Below are 22,800 nucleotides of genomic sequence, written 5' to 3'. Positions count from 1 at the left end.
AGAGCGCATGTCAGTTGCACAGGAACGACCTTCTCGGCACCCCGTGGACGCGGCGCCCCCGCTGCCGCAGTTGATCCTCGGAGGAATCCAGCACGTCGCGGCCATGTACGCCGGAGTGGTGGCGCCACCGCTCGTCATCGGCGCGGCCGTCGGCCTCTCCCCCGGCCAGCTCGCGCTGCTGATCAGCGCGGCGCTGTTCACCGCGGGGCTGGCCACCTTATTGCAGACCCTCGGCTTCTGGCGCTTCGGCGCGAGACTGCCGCTGGTCAACGGCGTCACTTTCGCCGCCGTCGCACCCATCCTGTCCATCGCCGCGCAGCATCGCGACGGCAACGCGCTGGGCGTCGTCTACGGCGCCACGCTCGTCGGCGGCGTGTTCGTGGTGTTCGCCGCTCCGTTTTTCTCCAAGCTGACGCGGTTTTTCCCGCCGGTGGTGACGGGGACGGTCATCACGCTCATCGGGATTTCCCTGCTGCCGGTCGCCGTGCAGTGGATCGCCGCCCAGCACAAATCGGCCAAGCCCAGCGGCCTCGTGCTGGCCGGGATCACCCTGGTCGCGGTGCTCGTCTTCACCCGGTTCCTGACCGGGTTCTGGAGCCGGATCGCGCTGCTGCTCGGCCTGGTCGTGGGCACCGCCGCGGCGTGGCCGATGGGCCAGGTCGACACGTCGACGCTGCGGCAGGCCCCGGTGTTCGGCATCGTGACGCCGTTCCACTTCGGCACGCCGGCATTCGACATCGCGGCGATCGTCTCGATGCTCATCGTGATGCTCGTGATCATGGCGGAAAGCACCGCTGACCTGCTGGCACTCGGCGAAATCGTGGACCGGCCGACCACCAGCCGGGTGCTGGCCGACGGCCTGCGCGCGGACGGGCTCTCCACCGCCGTCGGCACGATCTTCGGCGGGTTCGCCTGCACGGCGTTCGCGCAGAACATCGGGCTCGTGTCGCTCACCCGCATGGTGAGCCGGTACGTGGTCGCGGCCAGCGGCGTCGTGCTCGTGCTGCTGGGAGTGTTCCCGGTGACCGGCGGGATCGTCGCGCTGGTGCCGCAGCCGGTGCTCGGCGGGGCCGGGCTGGTGCTGTTCGGCAGCGTCGCGGTGAGCGGCATCCGGACGCTCGCGAAGGCGTCGTTCGAGCATCCGGTCAACGTCGCGATCGTCGCAGCGTCGCTCGGCGTCGGGCTCATCCCGATCGCCATGCCGGACTTCTACTCCGGGTTCCCGGCGGCGTTGCAGGTCGTGCTCAACTCCGGGATCAGCGCGGGCTGCGTGACCGCGGTGGTGCTGAACCTGGTGCTCCGGCCGCGCTTGATAGAACGCTCTACTGTCAAGGAGCTATCCTCGGTGTCGTGACTGGCACCAAGGACCGCATCCTCGCCGCCGGGGCGGAACTGTTCCGCCAAGGCGGGTACGCGGGCACCGGCATGAAGCAGATTGTCGAGAAGGCCGGCGCGCCCTTCGGGTCGGTGTACCACTTCTTCCCCGGCGGCAAGGAGCAACTGGGCGAAGAAGTGGTACGCACCTCGGGGATGCAATACGCGCAGCTGTTCGAGGTTTTCATTGCTCCCGCGCCGGACCTGATCACCGGCCTGGAAACCTTCTTCGGGGCCGCGGTCACCACGCTGCTCGAAACGGACTACGTCGAGGGCTGCCCGATCGCGACCGTCGCGCTCGAAGTGGCGACTACGAACGAACCGCTGCGCAAGGCCACCGCGGACGTGTTCGAGGCGTGGACCAAAGCGGGCACCAAGGGATTTTGCGCCTTCGGCCTTCCCGAGGAGCACGCCCGCACCCTCACGCTCGCCTTGGTGACCAGCCTGGAGGGCGCGTTCGTGTTGTGCCGCTCCATGCGGACGACTGAACCGATGGCGGTCGCGGGCGCGGCGGTGGTCGACGTAGCGCGACGGCTGCTGACCGAACTGGGCGACGACGGGAAGCGGCGTCCCGAGGACGGCTAAGCTGGAGCCAGCGTCCGGGTCCTCGGGAGGTGGCCGGTGTTCGGTCTCAGCATCGACCACATCGTGATTTTGCTGCTCGCCGGGTTGTTCATCCTCGGCCCGGAACGGCTGCCCGAGGCGGCGCACTGGGTCGCGCAGACCCTGAAACGGGCCCGCGGGTTCGCCGCGGGCGCCAAAGCCCAGCTCGAAGCCGAGATCGGCCCGGAGTACCAGGAACTGCGGAAACCGTTGCAGGAACTGCAGTCCCTGCGGATAGGGAACCCTCGGGCAGCCGTGACGAGGTATTTGCTCGACGACACTCCCCCGGCCTCGACGCCGCCGCGAGCCCCGGCGGTTCCGGCTCCGGTTCCGTTGCGGGCGAACGAGCGGCCGCCGGTCGATCCCGACGCCACCTGAGTCATTCGGGATTATTCGGACGCGCGCCACGCCCATCCGGCGAGCACGAGCAGTTCGACGAGTTCCAGCACGGCCATCAGCCGTTCCACGAGCCCGGTCGCGACGGTCGGCAGATGCTGCCCGAACGCGACATTGGCCGCGAACGGAATGAGAAACGGCAGAAAGAACGGCACGGCCGCCAGCCCCAAAATACGCGACCAGCGCGCATAACCCCGCCACTGCGGCGAATTCCGGTGCGCGCGGCCGAGCAGCCATCCGGCTAACGGCAAACTCACACAACTGATCCCGGTCGCGCCGAGATGCACTTTGCCGACCCACGTCACCGCATTTCCCTGCGGGTCCTTCGTGAACAACGCGACCGCCGCGAGCCCGGCGCACCAAGCGGTCGTCGCGACGACCGTCAGCGTTCCGCGCAGCAGGCCCCGGCCGCGCAGGACCGCGGCCACCACGACCGAACCGGCCGACGTCAGCAGCATCGCCGCCGCCCACATCCACCAGCCGGGAGTCCAGGCGTAGTCGCTGAGCATCGCGCTGACCGGGTCGATCGGGCCCCAGTAGCGGTCGACGTGCAGCACCACCAGGAACGCCGCCGCGGCCAGCACCGCGGCCACCGCGGCGCCGAGCGCGCGTTTCGTTCCTTTCGCCGCCGGAGCCGGCGCCAGCGCCGGGATCGGCGCCGGGGTCAGTTCTGTGGCCACCGCAGGTTCTCCGCTCCGCCCGTCCGCTTTCCCGAAAGCATATCCCGGGTACCGTCCCGTCGCTTTCGGACAGTCCGACCGAATTGCCGCGCATTCTCAGCGTCCTGCCAGAAATCGTGACTACCCTCGCGGCCGTTCACTGATTTCTACCGACGGGAAATCCATGCCTGCCGCGCGCGGTACGGAATTGCGGCTGCTTCTGTTCGCGGTGGCGATCGTCTGGTGCGCGTTCCTGCTCGTGGACGCGAACGCCTTGGCACAGCTCAGCTTCTCCGTCGTCGGCTACGGCGCGTCGTTCACCGCGGTGGTCGCGGTGGCGCACCTCGCGGTCCGGCGCTGGGCCCCGCACGCGGATCCGCTGATCCTGCCGTGCACCGTGCTGCTGAACGGCTTGGGGCTGGTGGTGATCCACCGGATCGACCTCGGGCTCGCCGAACAGGCGGTGCAGCGCGGAAAACAGTACTCGGCCGTCGCCGGGCAGCAGGTGCTGTGGACGGTCGTGGCGCTGGCGTTGTTCCTGGCAGTGCTCGGTTTCGTCCGCGATCACCGCGTGCTGACCCGCTACGGCTACCTCGCCGGGCTGGCCGGAATCGTCGCGGTGATCCTGCCCGCGCTGCTGCCGTCGTCGCTGTCGGAGGCCAACGGCGCGAAGGTGTGGATCAGGATCGGCCCGATGTCGCTCCAGCCGGGCGAATTCGCGAAGCTGCTGCTGATCGTGTTCGCCGCGACGACGCTGGTGGCGAAACGGGAATTGTTCCGCGTCGCCGGGCGCAAGGTGCTCGGCGTCGAACTGCCGCGGGCGCGCGACCTCGGGCCGATCGTGCTCGCCGCGCTCGGCTGCGTGGCGGTGCTGGCGTTCGAGAAGGAACTCGGCGCCTCGCTGCTGTTCTTCGGGATCGTGCTGGTGATGATCTACCTCGCGACCGAACGGGCGGTCTGGGTGTATGCCGGGCTGACGGTGTTCGCGGGCGGGTGCGTGCTGGCGTACTTCCTGTTCAACCACGTGCGGCAGCGGGTCGCGAACTGGGTCGACCCGCTCGCGACCTACGACCAGGCCGGCGGCGGGTACCAGGTCGCGCAGGGCTTGTTCGGCCTCGGCACCGGCGGCATGGGCGGAACCGGCCTCGGCGAGGGCAGGCCGGACATCGTGCCCGAGTCGAACACCGACTTCATCACCGCCAGCATCGGCGAGGAACTGGGTTTCCTCGGGCTGGCCGCGGTGCTGATGCTGTACCTGCTGATCGCGCTGCGCGGAATGCGGCACGCGCTGGCCGTCCGGGACAGCTTCGGGAAACTTCTCGGCGGCGGGCTGGCATTCACCGTGGTGATGCAGATTTTCGTGGTCGTGGGCGGGGTGACGAAGCTGATTCCGGAGACTGGGATCACCGCCCCATTCCTGTCGAAGGGCGGTTCGTCGCTGCTCGCGAACTACGTCCTGGTCGCCTTGCTGCTGCGGATCTCCGACGCGGCGCGCAAGCCAAGCGCGACCGATCCGGTGCAAGCGGTGCGGGCGCCGCTGGCAGAAGCGGGAACAGTGCTGGTCAGACGGCCGCAATAAGCTAGCTGACCGGACGGGGGACGCCGCCCGGCAGCGTCTCTTCCGTCCGGCCGTCTACCGCGGAAGGACTGACATGTCATCGAGCGGCGCAACGAGGGACGGAACCGGGGGTAGAACGGCCGTGTTCATCACGACCTGGACGACCTCGTCCACAACGAACAGGTACTTCAAGACGTTCAGACCAGGCTCTGCCTGAACAACAGCGGGGGCAGCCCCGAAGCCGCCGGAGTGCGGATCTGCCACGCGCCGACTGCGCTGTGGACCGTGGAACGAGCGTGACTCTGGAACCGGTGGGCCGTTCTCGCGTACGGCACACCGGACCGGGCTACCGGTCTTCGCGCAGCCGAGCACTCGCCTTCGTCAGCTCCCCCGCGATCGCCGATTCGTCGGCCGTCGCGAGCTGCCCGGCGTCTACCACCGTTTTCCCGCCCACGAACAGCTTCCGCAGCGGCGGCGGCGCGGCCAGCACCAGCGCCGCGACCGGGTCCTCGATGCCCGCGTAGTTCAGCCCGTTCAGATCCCACACCGCCAGATCCGCGAGCTTCCCCACCTCGACCGAGCCCATGTCGCGCTCCCGGCCGAGACAGCGTGCGCCGCCCATTGTCCCTAGCCACAACGCTTCCCGCGTCGTTAGGCCGGTCGGCCCGCCGCGTTGCCGGGCCTGCAGCAACGCCTGGTGCAGTTCCTCCGCCAAGCCGCCGGATTCGCTGGAAGCCGCGCCGTCGACGCCCAAACCGACCGGCGCGCCCGCGTCGAGCAAGTCCCGCACGGGAGCGATTCCGCTGCCCAGTCGGCCATTCGACGTCGGGCAATGCGCGGAACCGGTTGACGTCGCGCCGAACCGACGGATTGCGTCGGGCGCGAGGTGCACGGTGTGTGCGAGCCAGACGTCGGGTGCCAGCCAGCCCAGTTTGTCCGCGTACTCCGCGGGCGTGAGGCCGGTTTCGGCGAGGCATTGCTTTTCCTCGTCCTGGGTTTCGGCCAGATGCGTGTGCAGCCGGACGCCCTTGCGCCGGGCCAACGCGGCCGAATCGGCCATCAGGCGCTCGGTGACGGTGAACGGCGAGCACGGGCCAGCGGCGATCTGGAGGTGCGCGCCCGGCGAGGCGTCGTGGTAGCGGTCGATCGCGGCTTCGGTGCCGAGAAGGGCGTCCTCGGCGGTCTCGACCAGGCTGTCCGGCGGCAGCCCGCCGTCCGATTCGCCGCGGTCCATCGAGCCGCGGACCAGGTGCAACCGCAAGCCGATCCGCTCCCGCGCAGCAGCGAGCGCGGCTATCTGGTCGCCGCCGTCGGCCGGGAAGACGTAGTGGTGGTCGGCGACCGTGGTGCAGCCGCTCAAGGCGAGCCGTGCCATTCCGGCTGCGCCCGCGGCGTGCGTGATCTCCGCGTCCAGCTTGGCCCACACCGGGTACAGCGCGACGAGCCACTCGAACAGCGTGTGGTCGGCGGCGAGGCCCCGGGTGGCCCATTGGTAGAGGTGGTGGTGCGTGTTCACGAGGCCCGGCGTGACGAGGCAGCCACCCGCGTCGACGCGTTCGTCCGCCTCGCCGGCGAAAGCACCGTCACCGACAGCCGCGATGCGGTCGTCCTCGATCACGACATGTCCGGTGCGGTATTCGGGACCGCTGACCGTCGCGATCGCGGCGTTCTCGACGACTGTCCTCATGCGGCACTCACCTCCGGAAGGGTTCGTGAGTGGCTACCCCGGATTCGGGGCAGCCACTCACGAAACCCGTCACAACGCCTTGGCCGCGCGATCCGCCACCAGGTTCAGGAACCGGCTCGGGTCCTTCAGCTCGCCGCCCTCGGCGAGCAAAGCCATGCCGTGCAGCAGCTCCGCCGTCTCGGCCAGCGAAGCGTCCTCCGGATGCTCGGCGAACGCCTTGCGCAGACCGGTGACCAGCGCGTGCTCCGGGTTCAGCTCCAGCACCCGCTTCACCGGCGGCAGCTCCTGGCCCATCGCGCGGTACATCTTCTCCAGCGTCGGCGTCAGATCGCCCGCGTCGCCGACGATGCAGGACGGCGACGTCGTCAGCCGGGACGACAGCCGGACCTCCTTGACGGTGTCGGACAGCGTCGCCGACATCCACTTCAGCAGGTCCTCGTACTCGGCCTTCTTCTCGTCAGTCGTCTCGTCGCCGAGGTCGACCTCGCCCTTCGCGACCGACTGGAACGTCTTGCCGTCGAAGCCGGTCGCCGACTCGGTCCACATCTCGTCGACCGGGTCGGTGAGGATCAGCACCTCGTACCCCTTGGCGCGGAACGCTTCCAGGTGCGGAGAGTTCTCGATGACGGTGCGCGAATCGCCGGTCAGGTAGTAGATGTGCTCCTGGCCCTCCTTCATCCGCGACACGTAGTCGCGCAGCGAGGTGGGCTTGTCCGCGTGGTGCGTCGAGTCGAACGACGAGATCTCCAGGATCTGCTCCCGGTTCTCCGGGTCGTCGATCAGGCCTTCCTTGACCGCGCGGCCGAACTCCTGCCAGAACGTCGCGTACTTCTCGGCGTCCTCGGTCATCATCGTCTTGACCGTGGAGAGGATCTTCTTCTCCAGCCGCCGCCGGATCGCGCGGATCTGCCGGTCCTGCTGCAGGATCTCGCGCGACACGTTCAGCGACAGATCCGCCGCGTCGACGACCCCCTTCACGAAGCGCAGGTAGTTCGGCATCAGCGCTTCGCAGTCGTCCATGATGAACACGCGCTTGACGTACAGCTGCACGCCGCGCTTCGCGTCCCGCATGAACAGATCCACCGGTGCGCGCGAGGGCAGGAACAGCAGCGCCTGGTACTCGAAGGTGCCCTCGGCCTGCATCCGGACCGTCTCGAGCGGGTCGGTCCAGTCGTGGCTGATGTGCTTGTAGAACTCGTGGTACTCCTCGTCGGAGACCTCGTCCTTCGACCGCGCCCAGAGCGCCTTCATCGAGTTGACGGTCTCGAGACCGCTCTCTTCGCCTTCCTTGACCTCCTTGGCCATCTGGACCGGCCAGGTGATGAAGTCGGAGTAGCGCTTGACGATCTCGCGGACCTTCCACGGCGACGTGTAGTCGTAGAGGTGGTCCTCGTCGTCGGCGGGCTTGAGGTGCAGCGTCACCGAGGTGCCCTGCGGCGCGTCGGAGAGGGACTCGATCGTGTAGGTGCCCTCGCCGGCGGATTCCCAGCGGACGCCCTCGTCGGCGCCCGCGCGCCGGGTCACCAGGGTGACCTTGCCGGCGACCATGAAGCTCGAGTAGAAGCCGACGCCGAACTGCCCGATCAGGTCCTGGCCGGCGGATTCCTTCGACTCCTTCAGCTTGCGCAGGAAGTCGGCGGTGCCGGATTTCGCGATGGTGCCGATCAGGTTGACGACGTCGTCCCGGCTCATCCCGATCCCGTTGTCGCGCACGGTGAGGGTGCGCGCCTCGGAGTCGAGGAGGATTTCGATGTGCAGGTTGTCGGTCTCGGCCCGCAGATCCTTGTCGCGGTACGTCTCCAGCCGCAGCTTGTCCAGCGCGTCGGAGGCGTTGGAGACCAGCTCGCGCAGGAAGATGTCCTTGTTCGAGTAGATCGAGTGGATCATCAGCTGCAGCAGCTGGCGCGCCTCGGACTGGAACTCCAGCGTTTCGACCGTCCCGGTTTCCTCAGCCATGGCTTTCGTGTTTCCTTTCCGCCCCTGAAAGACCGGCGTGAAGTCTACCGAGGAGGGACGACAGAACGTGCGGAGACCGCGAAGTCCGATTGCCGCCAGCCGCACCCGCCCGGGACGGCCAGGATGGGCCCGTGACTGATCCCGCAGCCGTGCTCGACGGCATGTACCGAGCCGAAGCCGAGTATTTCGCCGCAGGCGGCCCCGATTCGGCTTCTTTTGCCCCGCTGGCCCCGTATTTCGCCGAGGATGTCGTACTGCACCAGGCCGCCGGGCTGCCGTTCGGCGGCGACTGGCACGGCCACGCCGGGCTGGAGAAGTTCTTCCTCGAGATGAGCCGGATCTGGGAGTCGTTCGAGATCGGCGAGCAGGAGTTCCTCGCCCTCGGCGCGACGTCGGTGGTGCTCACGCAGGTCCGGGCCCGGACGCGGACGACCGGACGCGATCTGGAGTTCCCGATCCTGCAGACGCTGCGCATCGAGGACGGGCGGATCGCCGAGGTGCGGCCGTTCTACTGGGACACCGCGGCGATCGCCGAAGCCTGCCGCGGCTGAAGACTCGTGAGTGCCTATCGCGGTTCTAACCGTGATAGGCACTCACGACGTCTCTCAGGCTTGCCGCCGCGCGTACGCGTCCAGCCGGGCCACCTCGAACGGCAGCTCCGCCTCCGCCAACGCCCCGCAGTTGTAGCCACCCAGCAAATACCGGGCCAGCGCCTCCGCCGTGGCAGGCTCATCGAGCACTCCCCCGGCGGTCTTCGACGCGTAGTCCTGCAACCGCTTGGCCGCCGCCGGGGCGCCCTCGCGGTAGAAGGCGTACGTCGCCGCGTACCGGGTCGGCAGCTGGTGCGGATGCAGGTCCCAGCCCTGGTAGAAGCCGTTCTCCAGCGACCGCCGCACCAGGCGCAGGTGCTCCGCCCACGCGCCCGGCAGGTCATCGCCCACCGGGAGCCGGTTGGTCGAACCGTCGGACAGCCGCACGCCCGTTCCGGCAGCCGCGACCTGCATCAACTGCTTCGCGAAGTCGGCGGCGGGGTGCGCCATGCTCTGGTACGCCGCGCTGATGCCGAGACCCGCGCTGTAGTCGTAGGTCCCGTAGTGCAGCCCGGAGCACCGGCCGTCCGCCGCCTGGATGATCCGCGCGACCGAAACCGTGCCATCGGTCGAGAGGATCGACTGCGCGGTCTCGATCTGCACCTCGAACCGCAGCGCGCGGTCCGCCAGTCCGTACGCGGTTTCCAGCCGCCCCAACACTTCCGCGGCGACCTCGACCTGTTCGACCGCGGTGACCTTCGGCAGCGTCACCACGAATCCGTCCGGCAGCGATCCTTCGGACAGCAAGCCGGACAGGAACAGGTCGAGCGTCCGGATGCCCCGCCGCCGCGTCGCGGCTTCGAAGCTCTTGAACCGGATTCCGACAAACGGAGTGCCGCCGGTGGTCGCGAGGGTGCGCCCCGCGGCTTCCGCGGCCGCGTCCTCCGCTTCGTCGCCGGGATGGCCGTAGCCGTCCTCGAAGTCGATGCGGAGATCCTCGATCGGCTCGGTGAGGAGCTTCTCGCGGACGCGCTCGGCCACCGCCGGGTCGAGGTTCAGCAGATCGCCGTGCTCGACGAAAACCCGCATCGCCTGTTTGCCCCAGTCGGCGACCAGGCGCGTGCGGTACTGCGACGCCGGCACATACACCGTGTGCACCGGACGACGGCCCGGAGACTCGCCGGGATACCGCGCCGCCACGCGCGCGTCGGCCTCGGCCAACCGCGTGTCGGCGGCGGTGTAGACGTCCTCGGCGAGCCGTCCGCCGCCCATTACTGGATGTGCTCGTACGCCGGCAGGGTCAGGAAGTCCGGGAACTCGTCGGCCAGCGCGACCTGCTCGAACAGCTCGACCGCGGGCTTCAGCAGATCGTCGGAAACCTCAGCCGCCAGCTCGCCGCGGACATCGGCCACGACCCCGCGCACCAGTTCCGCGGTGACCTTCTCGCCGTTGTCCAGCTGCGTGCCGTTCTTGACCCACTGCCACACCTGCGACCGCGAAATCTCGGCCGTGGCGGCGTCTTCCATCAGGTTGTGGATCGCCGCCGCGCCGTTGCCGCCCAGCCACGAGGCCAGGTAGCGGATGCCGACGTCGACCGCCGCGCGCAGACCGGCCGCGGTCGCGCTGCCCGGCGTCGAGGCGACGTCCAGCAGCTGGTCGGCGGTCACCTGCACGTCGTCGCGGGTGCGCTCGAGCTGGTTCGGGTTGTCGCCGAGGACCTTGTCGAACTCTTCCTTGCAGAGTGCGACCATGCCCGGGTGCGCGACCCACGAACCGTCGAAGCCGTCCCCGGCCTCCCGCGATTTGTCGGCGTGCACCTTGTCGAAGGCGCCCTTGTTGACTTCCGGGTCCTTGCTCGGGATGAACGCGGCCATGCCGCCGATCGCGAACGCGCCGCGCTTGTGGCAGGTGCGCACCAGCAGTTCGGTGTAGGCGCGCATGAACGGCGCGGTCATGGTGACCGAGTTGCGGTCCGGCAGCACGAACTTCTCACCCGCGTCGCGGAAGTACTTGATGACGCTGAACAGGTAGTCCCAGCGGCCCGCGTTGAGGCCCGAGGCGTGCTCGCGCAGTTCGTAGAGGATCTCTTCCATCTCGAACGCGGCCGGGATGGTCTCGATCAGCACGGTCGCGCGGACGGTGCCGTGCGGGATGCCGAGCGCCTTCTCCGCGTGGGTGAACACGTCGTTCCACAGCCGCGCTTCGAGGTGGCTTTCCATCTTCGGCAGGTAGAAGTACGGGCCCTTGCCGCGGTTGAGCAGTTCCTGGGCGTTGTGGAAGAAGTACAGGCCGAAGTCGACCAGCGCGCCGACGCCCTTGCGGCCGCCGAAGGTCAGGTTGCGCTCGTCGAGGTGCCAGCCGCGCGGGCGGACCACGATGGTGGCGTGCTCGACGTCCGGCTTCAGCTCGTAGTGCTTGCCGTTCTGGTCGAGCGTGATGGTGCCGCGGATCGCGTCGGACAGGTTGACCTGGCCGCCCACGACGTTCGCCCAGTGCGGCGTGTTGGCGTCCTCGAAGTCGGCGAGCCACACCTTGGCGCCGGAGTTGAGGGCGTTGATGGTCATCTTGCGATCGGTGGGACCGGTGATCTCCACGCGCCGGTCGCGCAGCGCTTCCGGAGCGCCGGCGACCTGCCAGTCGCTTTCGCGGATCTCCTTGGTCTCAGCCAGGAAATCGAGGCGGCCGGTGGTACGGGCCTCCTCGCGCCGCTTGCCCCGCGCGACGAGGAGTTCGTCGCGCCGCGCGGCGTACTCGTCGTGCAAGCCCGCTACGAAAGCGAGGGCTTCCGGCGTCAGAATCTCGTCCCCACGCTCGACGGACCCGCCGAGAACCTGGACCTCAGACATGCGCAACACCCCGAGTAGTGCTTTGGATAACGTCCCTACGGTTTTTACCTGACGGACTATAGTTTCTGCATAGCGGAACATCAATCGGGTCTGTGAGGAGGACCACTGGTGGCGGCTGAGAAGAGCGGACGAGACGGCGGCGTCCAGTCCCTGCAGCGCGCGTTCGAGCTGCTGGAGCACCTGGCGGACACCGGCGGCGAGGCCAGCCTGTCGGAGCTGGCGACCCTGTCCGGGCTGCCGATGCCGACGATCCACCGGCTGATCCGCACGCTGGTGTCGCTGGGCTACGTCCGGCAGAACACCAACCGGCACTACGCGCTGGGCGCCCGGCTGATCCGGCTCGGCGAGAACGCCAGCATGCAGTTCGGCGCGTGGGCGCGGCCGCTGCTGGTGGAGCTGGTCGAGGAGGTCGGCGAGACGGCGAACCTGGCGGTGCTGGAACGCGACGAGGTGGTGTATGTCGCACAGGTGCCCTCGAAGCACTCGATGCGCATGTTCACCGAGGTCGGACGGCGCCTGCTGCCGCACGGCACCGGCGTGGGCAAGGCGATGCTGGCGGAACTGCCCGCGGGCGAGGTCGCGTCGCTGCTGGAGCGCACCGGAATGCCCGCGTACACCGAGCACACCTTCACCGACCCGGACGCGCTGGCGGTGGAGCTGAAGAAGATCGCCGGACAGGGCTACGCGCTGGACGAGGCGGAGCAGGAACTCGGGGTGCGCTGCATCGCCGTCGCGATCCCCGGCGCACCGGTCCCCGCGGCGGTCTCGGTGTCCGGCCCGTCCGGCCGCCTGACAGCGGACGCGGTGAGCCACATCGCGCCGGTGGTGCAGAAGGTGGCGGACCGGCTTTCGCAGCAGCTGCCGGTTACCTGAGTTCGCCCTTGAGTTCGCCTTCGAGGAGGTCCATCAGCAGTCCGTCGTGCCAGGTGCCGTCGAGCCCCTGCTCGTAATCGCGGAGGATCCCGACGCGCCGGAAACCGAGCTTCTCGTACACATGGATCGCGCGGACGTTGGCCGCCGCCGGGTCGATGGTGATCCGGTGGTGTCCCCGGTCGAACAGGCGCTGGGCGAGGATCCGGATCGCCTCCGCGCCGAGCCCGAGCCCGTAGTGGCCGGGGTGCACGGCCAGGTCGATTCCGGCGTGGCGGTAACGCGGGCTGGCTTCTTCCCAGCTTTGGATGATGCCGACAGTCTCGCCGTTGTGCTCGATGGCGTAGGCCTGCGCCTCGGCTTTGGCGAGGAGGCTGTCGGTTTCTTCGTCGGGATCGCCCCACCACTGCGAGACTTCCGGGGCGGAAAGGATCTCGTGGACGCGTGCCCGGTCGGCTTCGACGAGCGGGCGAAGGGTGACGCGGCTCACTTCGTCGACTCCACCGTTCTCTTCGAGGCTTCCGTCAGCCCAGCAAAGCGTCCACGAACGCACCCGGCTCGAACGGCGCCAGATCGTCCGGCCCCTCGCCGAGACCCACGAGCTTCACCGGCACTCCCAGTTCCTTCTGGACCTGGAACACGATCCCGCCCTTGGCCGTGCCGTCCAGTTTGGTCAGGACGATTCCCGTCACGTCGATGACCTCGGCGAACACCCGTGCCTGCGCGAGTCCGTTCTGTCCGGTGGTGGCGTCCAGCACGAGCAGCACCTCGTCCACTCGCGCCTGCTTCTCGACGACTCGCTTCACCTTGCCGAGTTCGTCCATCAGGCCGGTCTTCGTGTGGAGGCGGCCCGCGGTGTCGACCAGGACCGTGTCCACGCCCTCGCTGATGCCCTGCTTGACCGCGTCGAACGCGACCGCTGCCGGGTCCGCGCCTTCCTTGCCTCGCACGACCGACGCGCCCACGCGATCGCCCCAGGTCTGGAGCTGGTCGGCGGCTGCGGCGCGGAACGTGTCGGCGGCGCCGAGGACGACCGTGCCGCCCTGGGCGACCAGTACTCGGGCGAGCTTGCCGGTCGTCGTGGTCTTGCCGGTGCCGTTCACGCCCGCGACCAGCACGACCGCGGGCTGCTTCTTGCCGTCCACCTCGTGCGGCAGGGCCCGGACCGAGCGCTCGGCGTCCGTGGACAGGGACGCGGTCAGCACCTCGTGCAGCAGTTCGCGTGCTTCCGCCGAGGTGCGCACTGCGCGGCGGTTCAGTTCGTCGCGCAGGCGGTCCACGATCTGGGTCGTCGTGGCGGCGCCGAGGTCCGCCATGAGCAGCGTGTCTTCGACGTCCTGCCAGGAATCCTCGTCCAGGTCGCCGCCGCCGAGCAGGCCCAGCAGGCTCTGCCCGAACACCGAGCGGGACTTCGACAGGCGGCCGCGCAGGCGCTCCAGGCGGCCGGCCGGGGACTCGATCTCCTCGATCGGCTCGACGGTTCCCGGGACGACCGCCTCGGGGGCCTCTTCTTCGACCGGCTCGGGGAGCTTGACGTCGCGCACCGTGCGCTGGTCGGAGTCGCGCGGGACCGCGGCGTCGTCGCCGACCGCGGGCTGCCCGTCGACCTCCGGGCGGTCCTCGACGGGATGCTCGACCACCGGCTCCGGCGAAGGAGCAGGTTCGGGCTCAGGCGCGGGCCCGGGTTTCTCCTCGACGGCCGTTCCGCCGGACGCGAAAGAGATCCCGCCGCTCGCGGCGTACCCGCCGCCCTTCGGCTTCTCCTCGACCTCGCGCTGTTCGGCGATGCTGATCCGCCGCTTGCGCGCGATGAGCAGCCCGGACACCAGCACGGCGACCAGGACGACGACGGCGACGACAACGATCCAGAACCAGGTGCTCGACACGCCACCATCCTGTCATCCGCGTGCACAAGCCACGGGACACCCCACCGCGAGGCCAACGAGTAACGCGAACGGTTCCGATTCGGCCAAGACTCCACGAAGCGTCTTGCGCCACCCCTTCGGTGTTGACTAGACCACATCGGATGACCACCCCCGCCGGCCACTGTTTCCGCGTCCTCGGGCTGCTGTCGGGCACGTCCGTGGACGGGATCGACGTCGCGGTCGCCGAAATCCGCGCTGACACCGGGACCGTCGTCCTCACCCCGCTCGGCGAGCTCGACGTGCCTTATCCCGCCGACCTCCGCACGGATCTGCTCGACGCCCTCCCGCCGCGGCCGAGCAGCGCGCGGCAGCTGACCGTCCTCGACACCCGGGTCGGCCAGGCGTTCGCGGACGCGGCCGCGCTCGGCATCGCCGCGTACGGGCCGGTGGACGTGATCGCCTCGCTCGGCCAGACCGTCTATCACTGGGTCGAAAACGGCGTCGCGCTCGGCACGCTCCAGCTCGGCCAGCCGGCGTGGATCGCCGAGCGCACCGGAGTGCCGGTGATCGCCGACCTCCGCATCCGGGACATCACCGCGGGCGGCCAGGGCGCGCCGCTGGCCAGCACGCTCGACGCGATGTGGCTGCGCGGCCTCGCCGAGGAGACCGGACGTCCGGTGGCCGCGCTCAACCTCGGCGGCATCGCCAACATCACCGTGGTCACGCAGTCGGACAAGGTGCTCGCCTACGACACCGGCCCGGCCAACGCGCTGCTCGATCTCGCCGCCGCCCACGTCAGCGACGGCAAACTGTCCGCCGACATCGACGGACGCCTCGCGCTCGCCGGGTCGGTCCGGAAAGACCTGCTCGACCGGCTGCTCGCCGACCCCTATTTCTCCGCCGCTCCCCCGAAATCCACTGGCAAAGAGCACTTCCACGGCGGATACCTGAACGCAGCCCTGTCCGGGCTGCCGCCGTTGTCCCCGGAGGATTTGCTGGCCACGCTCACCGAACTGACCGCCGCGACGGTCGCCGCGGAATGCCGGCGGCACGGCGTGGCGACCGTTGTCGCGTCCGGCGGCGGCGTCGCGAACCCGGCGACCATGGCCGCGCTCGCCCGGCAACTGCCCGGCGGCGCGCTCCGCACCAGCGACGACCTCGGTCTCCCCGGCTCCGGAAAAGAGGCCTATCTGACCGCGCTGCTCGGCTGGCTGAGCTGGTGCGGCGTCCCGGCGACGCTGCCGTCGGCCACCGGAGCGAGCGGTCCCCGCCTGCTCGGCGCGCTGACGCCGGGTGCGGCGCCCCTGAATCTCCCCGCCCCGCTGGGGGGCGCCGCGACCCGGCTCCGGGTCGCGGAATCCGGGCAACCACGGTAGGAGAACCCCATGAATCCAGTCGATCTGGTGATCGTCATCGTGTACCTCGCGGCGATGCCGGTCATCGGCGTGCTGGTCGGACGCAGACAGAAGTCCGCGAACGACTACTTCGTCGGCGAGCGCAGCATGCCGTGGTGGGCGGTCACGCTCTCGGTGGTGGCCACCGAGACGTCCACGCTCACCGTGATCTCCACGCCCGGGCTCGTGTTCGGCAGCGCCTTCCTGTTCCTGGAAGTGGCTTTCGGCTACATCATCGGCCGCGTGATCGCCGCGTTCGTGCTGCTGCCGCGGTATTTCCGCGGCAATTACGTGAGCGCGTACGAATTCCTCGGCCGCCGCTTCGGCCGCGGGCTGCAGGGCACCGCGTCGGTCACCTTCGTGGTGACCCGGCTGCTCGCCGAGGGGCTGCGGCTGTTCGCCGGGGCGATCCCGATCAAGGCGATCCTCGGCCACTACGGCATCCACACCGAGTACTGGCACATCGTCGTGCTGCTGACCGCGCTCACCGTGGTCTACGCGTTCGTCGGCGGCATCAAGTCGGTGATCTGGGTCGACGTCATCCAGTGGTCGCTCTACATCCTCGGCGCGATCGGCGCGGTGATCTTCCTGTCCACGAAGCTGCCGTCCGGCTGGACGCAGATCGCTTCGAGCCAGGGCCGGTTCCAGCTCACCGACTTCGCGTCGAACCTCCTCACCAACCCGTACGCGTTCCTCTGCGCGGTGGTCGGCGGCGCGTTCCTGTCGATGGCTTCGCACGGCGCGGACCAGCTGATCGTCGGACGGCTGCTGTCGTGCCGGAACCTGCGCGACGGCCAGCGCGCGCTGATCGGCTCGTCCATCGTGGTGTTCGTCCAGTTCGCGCTGTTCCTGCTCGTCGGCGCGATGCTGTGGGTCTACACCGGCGGCAAGAACGGCCCGACGGCCACCGCGGTCGCGGCCGGGAAGATGTCCGGCGACGACGTGTTCTCCAACTTCATCGTCAACGACCTTCCGGTCGGCCTCGCCGGGCTCTTGATCGCCGGCATCCTCGCGTCGACCATGGGCGCGCTCGCGTCCGCGCTCAACGCGCTGTCCACCTCCACCATCGCCGACCTCTACCAGCGGTTCACGCACAAGTCGATCGAGGACGCCAAGCTGCTCCGGCACGGTCGCATGTGGACACTCATCTGGGCGGCCGTGTTCGCGGTGTTCGCCTCGATGTTCACCAACTCGAAGGACCCGGTCATCCAGCAGGGCCTCGGGATCGTCGGCTACACCTACGGCGCGCTGCTCGGGTCGTTCTTCCTCGGCCTGATGGTGCGCAAGGCCCGCCAGTCCGACGCGGTGATCGCGTTCGCCTGCTCGGTGATCGGGATGGCGTTCCTGATCCTGTTCGTGAAATTCGACAAGGCGACCACCGAGGTGCACATCCACTTCGGCGCGGCGACGAAGACGCTCGTGCCGCTGGCGACGTATTGGTACACCTTCGCGGGGGTGCTGATCACGCTGATCGTGGGCGGGCTGCTGTCACTGCGGCGGCGCGGCGCCGACCCGAATGCGGTGAAGGCGGAGGAACCGGCGGAAAGCGCGGCGTAGAAAGCTCGTGAGTGTTTGTGCCGGTTCTAACCGGCACAAACACTCACGAGGCTGCTACGGCTGCGTGTAGAAGACCATGCCGTCCTTGTCGCAGCCGATCCGCCCGCTGCCCTGCGCGCCGGTGTCGGCCATGCACTGCCAGCCGCTCACGGTCAGCACGTGCGCGGTGCCCTCGGCCTTTTTCGGCGCGTCCTGGAAGTACTCGGTGATCACGTCGATCGCCTCGGTGCAGCCAGGACGGCCCGCCTTGGTTTCGGTGGCGATCAGGCCGACCTTGCCGTTGGGCGCGTCGATCGGGCCGCAGTCGACCGGCGGGCCGACCGTTTCGCCGGTGTCCGGGCTGGCTTCCTGGGACTTGCTCGGGCGGTGCGTCTTGCTCGCGGGCGCGGACTTGGTGCTGGCCGCAGGGCTTTCCGGCGCCGAAGCGGCGGTCGGCGCGGCCGAAACCGACGACGGGGCCGCCTGGTCGCTGCTCCCGCCGCAAGCCGCGGCCAGCCCGCCGAACGCGAGAATCGACGCCGTGACAACGGCTTTGGACACCAACGTGCGCATGAAGAATTCCCTCCCCGGTTTCCGGCCGCCGATCGGCCAAGATCACCCTAAGCGGGCCGCGCCGGGTCGGCAGTGTGACCGCTGCGCGTCACAGCGAACGGCCCGGCTTCCCCTTGTTCCAGGGGAAACCGGGCCGCCGTCAGGAATACGTCAGTGGATGACGACCTGCCGCACGTGCACGAAGTTCAGGTCGCCGCCCTGCCACCGGCCGAGGTCGGTCCGGCCGCCGTCCCAGTACAGGGTGACCGAGTTGTTGCCGGAGTCGACCCGGGTGACGCCGCCCAGATCCACGTACGTCGCTCCGCCGTTGGCGAAGCAGGCGACATCGCTGCCGTCCCACGGGCTTCCGCCCGCGAGGCGCACCTGGACGAAGTCGGTGCGGCCGTTGCAGGCGACCCGGTCGATGGCGAACGCCTGACCGGCCGGAACGGTGCCGGCCAGCGCGAGCGCCGCGGCGCCGCCGATCGCGAGTCTCTTGACGAGTGAAGGCATGATCGCTGTGGAACCTTTCTCCCAGTGCTGCCTCGAAGGTGAGCCCGGCGGAAACCGCCCTGCCGGACGAGTTCGACGGTGCCAGTCGCGGACACCGAGCCGACACCCGCGATGCCCGCTTCTACCCGTTCGTACCCGGGGTCCGGGACCAACGCTCAGACGGCCTTGCCATGGAACGAAAGCCCCTTGCTGCCGCAGAAAATCTGCTTGCTGCCGCCGTTTCCGCCGTCGTATCCGCAGTTCCAGCCGTCGACGTCGAGGAAGCGCCCGGTGCCCTGCGCCTTGGTCGGAGCCTGGGCCAGGTAGTCGGACATCACGGTGATCGCCTCGGTGCAGCCGACCGTGCCCGCTGGCATCGCCTCGGTGACCACGTCGACCTTGCCGCCGGGGCCGTCGATCGGGCCGCAGTCGGCGCCGTCGCCGAGTTCTCCCTTGCCCGGCAGGCGGTCGCCGGGCTGTTCCTCAGCCGGGGCCGGGCGCGGCTTGGGCTTGCTCGGGTGCGTCGGGGCCTGGGCGGACGGCGTGGGCGTGGCGGAAGAACTCGGTGCGGCCACGGAAGAAGCGGTCGGCGCGGCCGAGAGCGCACTCGGTGCGGCCGCGGCTTGCCCGGTCTGCGAGCCTCCGCCGCACGCGGCGACCGCGAGGGCGGCGCCGAGCAGCGAACCGGAAATCAGGGTGCGGGCCACGATGGTGCGCATTGTCGAATCCCCTCCAGGATGCGTTTCTTTCGAACACCCCTGAAGACGTGCGGATTCCGCGGCAGTTGGCTCGTCGGACGGCTGTCCGGGCAGAGCTGCCCGTTCGGGCAGGATCGCCCCGATCGGCGCAACCCGCCTAGGACGCCGGGACGGGTTCCTCTTCCGCGGTGCGCAGCCGCTGCGAGATCACCTTGGTGATGCCGTCGCCCTGCATGCTCACGCCGTACAGCGCGTCGGCGATCTCCATCGTCGGCTTCTGGTGCGTGATGATGATCAGCTGCGACGAATCGCGCAGCTGCTCCAGCAGGCCGATCAGCCGGCGCATGTTGGTGTCGTCCAGCGCCGCCTCGACCTCGTCCATCACGTAGAACGGCGACGGGCGGGCACGGAAGATCGCCACCAGCATGCCGACCGCCACCAGCGACTTCTCGCCACCGGACAGCAGCGACAGCCGCTTGACCTTCTTGCCCGGCGGGCGCGCCTCGACGTCGACGCCGGTGGCGAGCAGGTCGTTCGGCTCGGTGAGCACCATCCGGCCCTCGCCGCCGGGGAACAGCACGCCGAAGACGGTCTCGAACTCGCGCGCCACGTCCGCGTAGGCCGAGGTGAAGACCTCCAGGATCTTCTCGTCGACCTGCTTGATGACGGCCTCGAGGTCCTTGCGGGTGTCCTTGAGGTCTTCCAGCTGGGTGGAGAGGAACTTGTAGCGTTCCTCCAGCGCCGCGAATTCCTCCAGCGCCAGCGGGTTCACCTTGCCGAGCAGGGTCAGGTCCTTCTCCGCGCGCTTGGCGCGGCGGGCCTGGGTGTCGCGGTCGTACGGCATGGGCGGCGGCGGGGTGACGTCCTCGCCGCGTTCCTTGGCCGCCTCGTACTCGGCCATCTCGCCCGCGCTCGGCGGCACCGGCACGTTCGGGCCGTACTCCTCGACCAGGTCCGCCAGCCCGATGCCGAAGTCCTCGGCGATCTTGGCTTCCAGCGTTTCCAGCCGCAGCTTCTGCTCGGCGCGCAGCACCTCGTCGCGGTGCACGGCGTCGGTCAGCTTCTCCAGTTCGCCGGAGAGCTCGCGCACCTTCGCACGCACTGCGGTCAGCGCGGTTTCGCGGGTTTGGCGCTGCGCCTGGGCTTCGTCACGCTCCGCGGCCGCGCGCTGCACCGAGATTTCGATGCGCTCCAACGCGAATTCACCGGCGTTGACGACCGCGTTCGCGATTTCCGCGCCGCGCTCCCGGGCTTCCCGGGCCTTGGCCGCGCGCTCACGGGCCTGCTGCTCGGCATAAGCCGCGCGGCGCAACGATTCCGCTCGTCCCGCGATGCTGCGCGCGCGTTCCTCGGCGGTGCGCTGGGCGAGGCGCGCTTCGACTTCTTCCTGCCGCACCACGGCGAGCTGCTCGGCGGCTTCGTCGCGCTCGGCGGTGTCCGGGTCGTCCTCGACCGGCTGTTCGGCGACCGCGGCGAGCCGTTCTTCCAGCTCCGCCAGCTGTTCCAGCGCCTGTTCGCGGCTCTGCTCGACCTTCGCGCGCTGCTGGGTCAGCCGTTCGACCTCGGCCTGCGCGGACCGCGCCGCCTGCTGCAACCGGTTGAGCCGCTCGGACGAACGGGCCTTGCGCACCTTGGCCTCGCCGAGCGCGTCCTTCGCCTGGCCGACCTCTTCGCGCCGGGACTGCTGCTCGGCACGCGCGCCTTCCAGCTCGGCGGAGTACTGCTCCAGCGCGCGTTCGGCCGTGCGCAAGCGTTCCTGCGCCTCGTCGACCGCCGCCTGGACCTCGATCACGCTCTCGCGGGCGGCCGAACCGCCGGCGATCCAGTTGGCCCCGAAGACATCGCCCTCGGCGGTGACCGCGCGCACCTGCGGGTGCTGGGCCACGAGCTGACGCGCGGCGTCCAGATCCGGCACCAGCGCGAGCCGGTCCAGCGCCTTCTCGACCGCGGGCCGCAGTTGCTCCGGCGCGCTGACGACCTCGCGAGCCCAGCGGGCGCCCTCGGGCAGCGCCGGCCACGAACTGGTGTCCACGGTGGACCCGGTGCCGACCGGAACGATCCCCGCACGGCCGGAATCGGTGTCCTTCAAGTACTTCAGCGCGGACAGCGCGTTCTCGCCGCCGGACACCGCGACCGCGTCGGCCACCGGCCCGAGCGCGGCGGCCAGCGCGACCTCGTGCCCCGGCTGCACGGTGAGCAGCGCGGCGACCGAACCGAGCAAGCCCGGCAGTTCGGCGGACGCGCCGAGCAGCGCGCCCGCGCCGTCCTTGCGCTTGAGGCCCATCGACAACGCCTCGACGCGAGCCTTCTCCGACGCGATCTCGCGCTCGGAACCGCGCTCGGCCTTCACCAGCTCTTCGACGCGAGCCTTGGCGGCGTTGTTCGCCTCGACCGCGCGATCGTGGCGCTGCTGCAGCTCGGCGTCGTCGGATTCTTCCGTGCCGCCGACGGCTTTGGCTTCTTCCAGCTCCTCGACCGCGATCTCGGCGCGCTCGGCCGCTTCCTGCAGCCCGACGGTGAGCCGGTCGACCTCTTCCGCGGTCGCGCCGTTCTTGCTGCGCAACGCTTCGACCTGGCCGGTCAGCTTCGCCATGCCCTCGCGTCGATCGGCGATCGCGCGGACCGCGGCCCAGTGCGCGCGCTCCGCGGCTTGCACTCGCTGTTCGAGATCTTCGCGCCGCAGCACGGTTTCCGCGAGAAGTTCGCGGGCCTCCATGACAGCCTCGGTCAGCTCCTGCTCGCGCTCCGCGGCCTGTTCGGCCTCGGCAAGCAGCTCTTCCGGATCGCGACCGCCGGTCGGCGCGGAGACGTCGGAAGAAAGGTGCCGCTGACGTTCCACAGCCAGCCGCACGGTGCCGCGCAGCCGTTCGGTGAGCGCGGACAGCTTGTACCAAGTCTCCTGCGCGATCTGCAGCCGCGGCGCGTCCTCGGCGAGCGAGGCCTCCAGCTCGGTCTCTTCGGCGGACACGATTTCCAGTGCCTGCTCGACCTCGGCGCGGCGCTGGCGGGCGGTGCGCTCGTCGGCCTCGTCGCGCTGGATGGACTCGCGCTGGGTGACCAGGTCGTCGGCCAGCAGCCGGAGCCGGGCGTCGCGCAGGTCGGACTGGACCGACTGGGCCTTGCGGGCGATCTCGGCCTGCTTGCCCAGCGGTTTGAGCTGGCGGCGCAGTTCGGTGGTGAGGTCGGTGAGCCGGTCGAGGTTGCCCTGCATGTTGTTGAGCTTGCGCAGGGTCTGCTCTTTGCGCTTGCGGTGCTTGAGGACGCCGGCGGCCTCCTCGATGAACGCGCGCCGCTCCTCGGGCTTCGACTCCAGGATCGCCGACAGCTGCCCCTGCCCGACGATGACGTGCATCTCGCGGCCGATGCCGGAGTCCGACAGCAGTTCCTGCACGTCCATCAGCCGGCAGCGGTCGCCGTTGATCTCGTACTCGCTCGCGCCGTCGCGGAACATCCGGCGGGTGATGGAGACCTCGGCGTACTCGATCGGCAGCGCGCCGTCGGCGTTGTCGATGGTGAGCGTGACCTCGGCGCGGCCGAGCGGGGCGCGGCCCGCCGTGCCGGCGAAGATGACGTCCTCCATCTTGCCGCCGCGCAGGTCCTTCGCGCCCTGGGTGCCCATGACCCAGCGCAGCGCGTCGAGGACGTTCGACTTTCCGGAGCCGTTCGGGCCGACCACGCAGGTGATGCCGGGTTCGAAGCGCAGCGTGGTCGCCGAGGCGAAGGACTTGAAGCCCTTGAGCGTCAGGCTTTTCAGGTGCACGTGCTGCCGACCCCTCTTGGCCAC

The 22,800-nt window shown here is 69.5% G+C and carries 19 protein-coding genes; 8 read left to right on the top strand and 11 right to left on the bottom strand.

Features of this window, described 5'->3' with window-relative positions; translation table 11 throughout:
• The first annotated feature begins 7 nt into the window (after positions 1 to 7).
• Genes H4281_RS37625 through H4281_RS37615 form a run of 3 tightly spaced genes read left to right on the top strand, consistent with a single transcriptional unit; the run spans position 8 to position 2,355 of the window.
• Positions 8 to 1,354: a nucleobase:cation symporter-2 family protein gene (locus H4281_RS37625; RefSeq protein WP_182895622.1), complete on the top strand. Its 1,347-nt coding sequence runs from the start codon at positions 8 to 10 to the stop codon at positions 1,352 to 1,354.
• Positions 1,351 to 1,959: a TetR/AcrR family transcriptional regulator gene (locus H4281_RS37620; RefSeq protein ID WP_182895621.1), complete on the top strand. Its 609-nt coding sequence runs from the start codon at positions 1,351 to 1,353 to the stop codon at positions 1,957 to 1,959. Before H4281_RS37625 ends, H4281_RS37620 begins: the two co-directional genes overlap by 4 nt.
• A 36-nt stretch (positions 1,960 to 1,995) precedes the next feature.
• Positions 1,996 to 2,355, top strand: coding sequence for a twin-arginine translocase TatA/TatE family subunit (locus tag H4281_RS37615; RefSeq protein WP_182895620.1), 360 nt, complete (start codon positions 1,996 to 1,998; stop codon positions 2,353 to 2,355).
• Positions 2,356 to 2,366: 11 nt separating this feature from the next.
• On the opposite strand, the gene H4281_RS37610 is transcribed toward H4281_RS37615, so the two are convergent.
• A complete protein-coding gene (locus H4281_RS37610; protein ID WP_182895619.1) occupies positions 2,367 to 3,053 on the bottom strand; it encodes a DUF998 domain-containing protein in 687 nt (228 codons plus the stop codon).
• A gap of 163 nt (positions 3,054 to 3,216) precedes the next feature.
• On the opposite strand from H4281_RS37610, the gene H4281_RS37605 reads away from it, so the two are divergent.
• The gene (locus tag H4281_RS37605; protein ID WP_182895618.1) at positions 3,217 to 4,611 is read left to right on the top strand and encodes an FtsW/RodA/SpoVE family cell cycle protein; all 1,395 of its coding nucleotides are present in this window, start codon (positions 3,217 to 3,219) and stop codon (positions 4,609 to 4,611) included.
• Between the two features lie 325 nt (positions 4,612 to 4,936).
• Here H4281_RS37605 and H4281_RS37600 read toward each other — a convergent pair whose 3' ends face one another.
• Both H4281_RS37600 and htpG read right to left on the bottom strand, forming a co-directional pair.
• Entirely contained in the window at positions 4,937 to 6,277 is a 1,341-nt protein-coding gene (locus H4281_RS37600; protein WP_182895617.1) for an 8-oxoguanine deaminase, read from the bottom strand.
• A 69-nt stretch (positions 6,278 to 6,346) separates the two neighbouring features.
• On the bottom strand, positions 6,347 to 8,233 hold the full coding sequence (gene htpG / locus H4281_RS37595; RefSeq protein ID WP_182895616.1) for a molecular chaperone HtpG: 1,887 nt from the start codon (positions 8,231 to 8,233) through the stop codon (positions 6,347 to 6,349).
• Between the two features lie 131 nt (positions 8,234 to 8,364).
• Here htpG and H4281_RS37590 point away from each other — a divergent pair, with 131 nt between their 5' ends.
• Positions 8,365 to 8,784 carry a nuclear transport factor 2 family protein gene (locus H4281_RS37590; RefSeq protein WP_237598415.1) on the top strand — a complete coding sequence of 140 codons (420 nt, stop codon included), beginning with the start codon at positions 8,365 to 8,367 and terminating at the stop codon, positions 8,782 to 8,784.
• Positions 8,785 to 8,838: 54 nt separating this feature from the next.
• Here H4281_RS37590 and H4281_RS37585 read toward each other — a convergent pair whose 3' ends face one another.
• Positions 8,839 to 10,035: a DUF6986 family protein gene (locus H4281_RS37585; RefSeq protein WP_182895615.1), complete on the bottom strand. Its 1,197-nt coding sequence runs from the start codon at positions 10,033 to 10,035 to the stop codon at positions 8,839 to 8,841.
• Positions 10,035 to 11,609 carry a malate synthase A gene (aceB, locus tag H4281_RS37580; protein WP_182895614.1) on the bottom strand — a complete coding sequence of 525 codons (1,575 nt, stop codon included), beginning with the start codon at positions 11,607 to 11,609 and terminating at the stop codon, positions 10,035 to 10,037. The genes H4281_RS37585 and aceB overlap by 1 nt, the downstream gene beginning before the upstream one ends.
• Positions 11,610 to 11,717: 108 nt before the next feature.
• On the opposite strand from aceB, the gene H4281_RS37575 reads away from it, so the two are divergent.
• Positions 11,718 to 12,482 carry an IclR family transcriptional regulator gene (locus H4281_RS37575; protein WP_182895613.1) on the top strand — a complete coding sequence of 255 codons (765 nt, stop codon included), beginning with the start codon at positions 11,718 to 11,720 and terminating at the stop codon, positions 12,480 to 12,482.
• Here the strand turns inward: H4281_RS37575 and H4281_RS37570 are convergent.
• The gene (locus tag H4281_RS37570; protein WP_182895612.1) at positions 12,475 to 12,969 is read right to left on the bottom strand and encodes a GNAT family N-acetyltransferase; all 495 of its coding nucleotides are present in this window, start codon (positions 12,967 to 12,969) and stop codon (positions 12,475 to 12,477) included. The genes H4281_RS37575 and H4281_RS37570 overlap by 8 nt on opposite strands.
• 34 nt (positions 12,970 to 13,003) lie before the next feature.
• Positions 13,004 to 14,365, bottom strand: coding sequence for a signal recognition particle-docking protein FtsY (gene ftsY / locus H4281_RS37565; protein WP_182895611.1), 1,362 nt, complete (start codon positions 14,363 to 14,365; stop codon positions 13,004 to 13,006).
• A gap of 140 nt (positions 14,366 to 14,505) precedes the next feature.
• Here ftsY and H4281_RS37560 point away from each other — a divergent pair, with 140 nt between their 5' ends.
• Together H4281_RS37560 and H4281_RS37555 are read left to right on the top strand one after the other, a co-directional pair.
• On the top strand, positions 14,506 to 15,720 hold the full coding sequence (locus H4281_RS37560; protein WP_182895610.1) for an anhydro-N-acetylmuramic acid kinase: 1,215 nt from the start codon (positions 14,506 to 14,508) through the stop codon (positions 15,718 to 15,720).
• Positions 15,721 to 15,729: 9 nt separating this feature from the next.
• Positions 15,730 to 17,295, top strand: a complete 1,566-nt coding sequence (locus tag H4281_RS37555; RefSeq protein WP_182895609.1) for a sodium:solute symporter — start codon at positions 15,730 to 15,732, stop codon at positions 17,293 to 17,295.
• A 54-nt stretch (positions 17,296 to 17,349) separates the two neighbouring features.
• Here the strand turns inward: H4281_RS37555 and H4281_RS37550 are convergent, their stop codons facing one another.
• The 4 genes from H4281_RS37550 to smc all read right to left on the bottom strand — a co-directional run bounded on the left by H4281_RS37550 (position 17,350) and on the right by smc (position 22,776).
• Positions 17,350 to 17,847 carry a hypothetical protein gene (locus H4281_RS37550; protein WP_182895608.1) on the bottom strand — a complete coding sequence of 166 codons (498 nt, stop codon included), beginning with the start codon at positions 17,845 to 17,847 and terminating at the stop codon, positions 17,350 to 17,352.
• Between the two features lie 150 nt (positions 17,848 to 17,997).
• The gene (locus H4281_RS37545) at positions 17,998 to 18,339 is read right to left on the bottom strand and encodes a beta/gamma crystallin domain-containing protein (RefSeq protein WP_182895607.1); all 342 of its coding nucleotides are present in this window, start codon (positions 18,337 to 18,339) and stop codon (positions 17,998 to 18,000) included.
• A 155-nt stretch (positions 18,340 to 18,494) separates the two neighbouring features.
• On the bottom strand, positions 18,495 to 19,037 hold the full coding sequence (locus H4281_RS37540) for a hypothetical protein (RefSeq protein ID WP_220508429.1): 543 nt from the start codon (positions 19,035 to 19,037) through the stop codon (positions 18,495 to 18,497).
• 136 nt (positions 19,038 to 19,173) lie between these two features.
• Entirely contained in the window at positions 19,174 to 22,776 is a 3,603-nt protein-coding gene (smc, locus tag H4281_RS37535; protein ID WP_182895710.1) for a chromosome segregation protein SMC, read from the bottom strand.
• Between the last annotated feature and the right edge of the window lie 24 nt (positions 22,777 to 22,800).

The organism is Amycolatopsis dendrobii, from assembly GCF_014145675.1.
Classification (GTDB): domain Bacteria; phylum Actinomycetota; class Actinomycetes; order Mycobacteriales; family Pseudonocardiaceae; genus Amycolatopsis; species Amycolatopsis dendrobii.
This window is presented reverse-complemented; position numbering and strand designations above follow the sequence as displayed.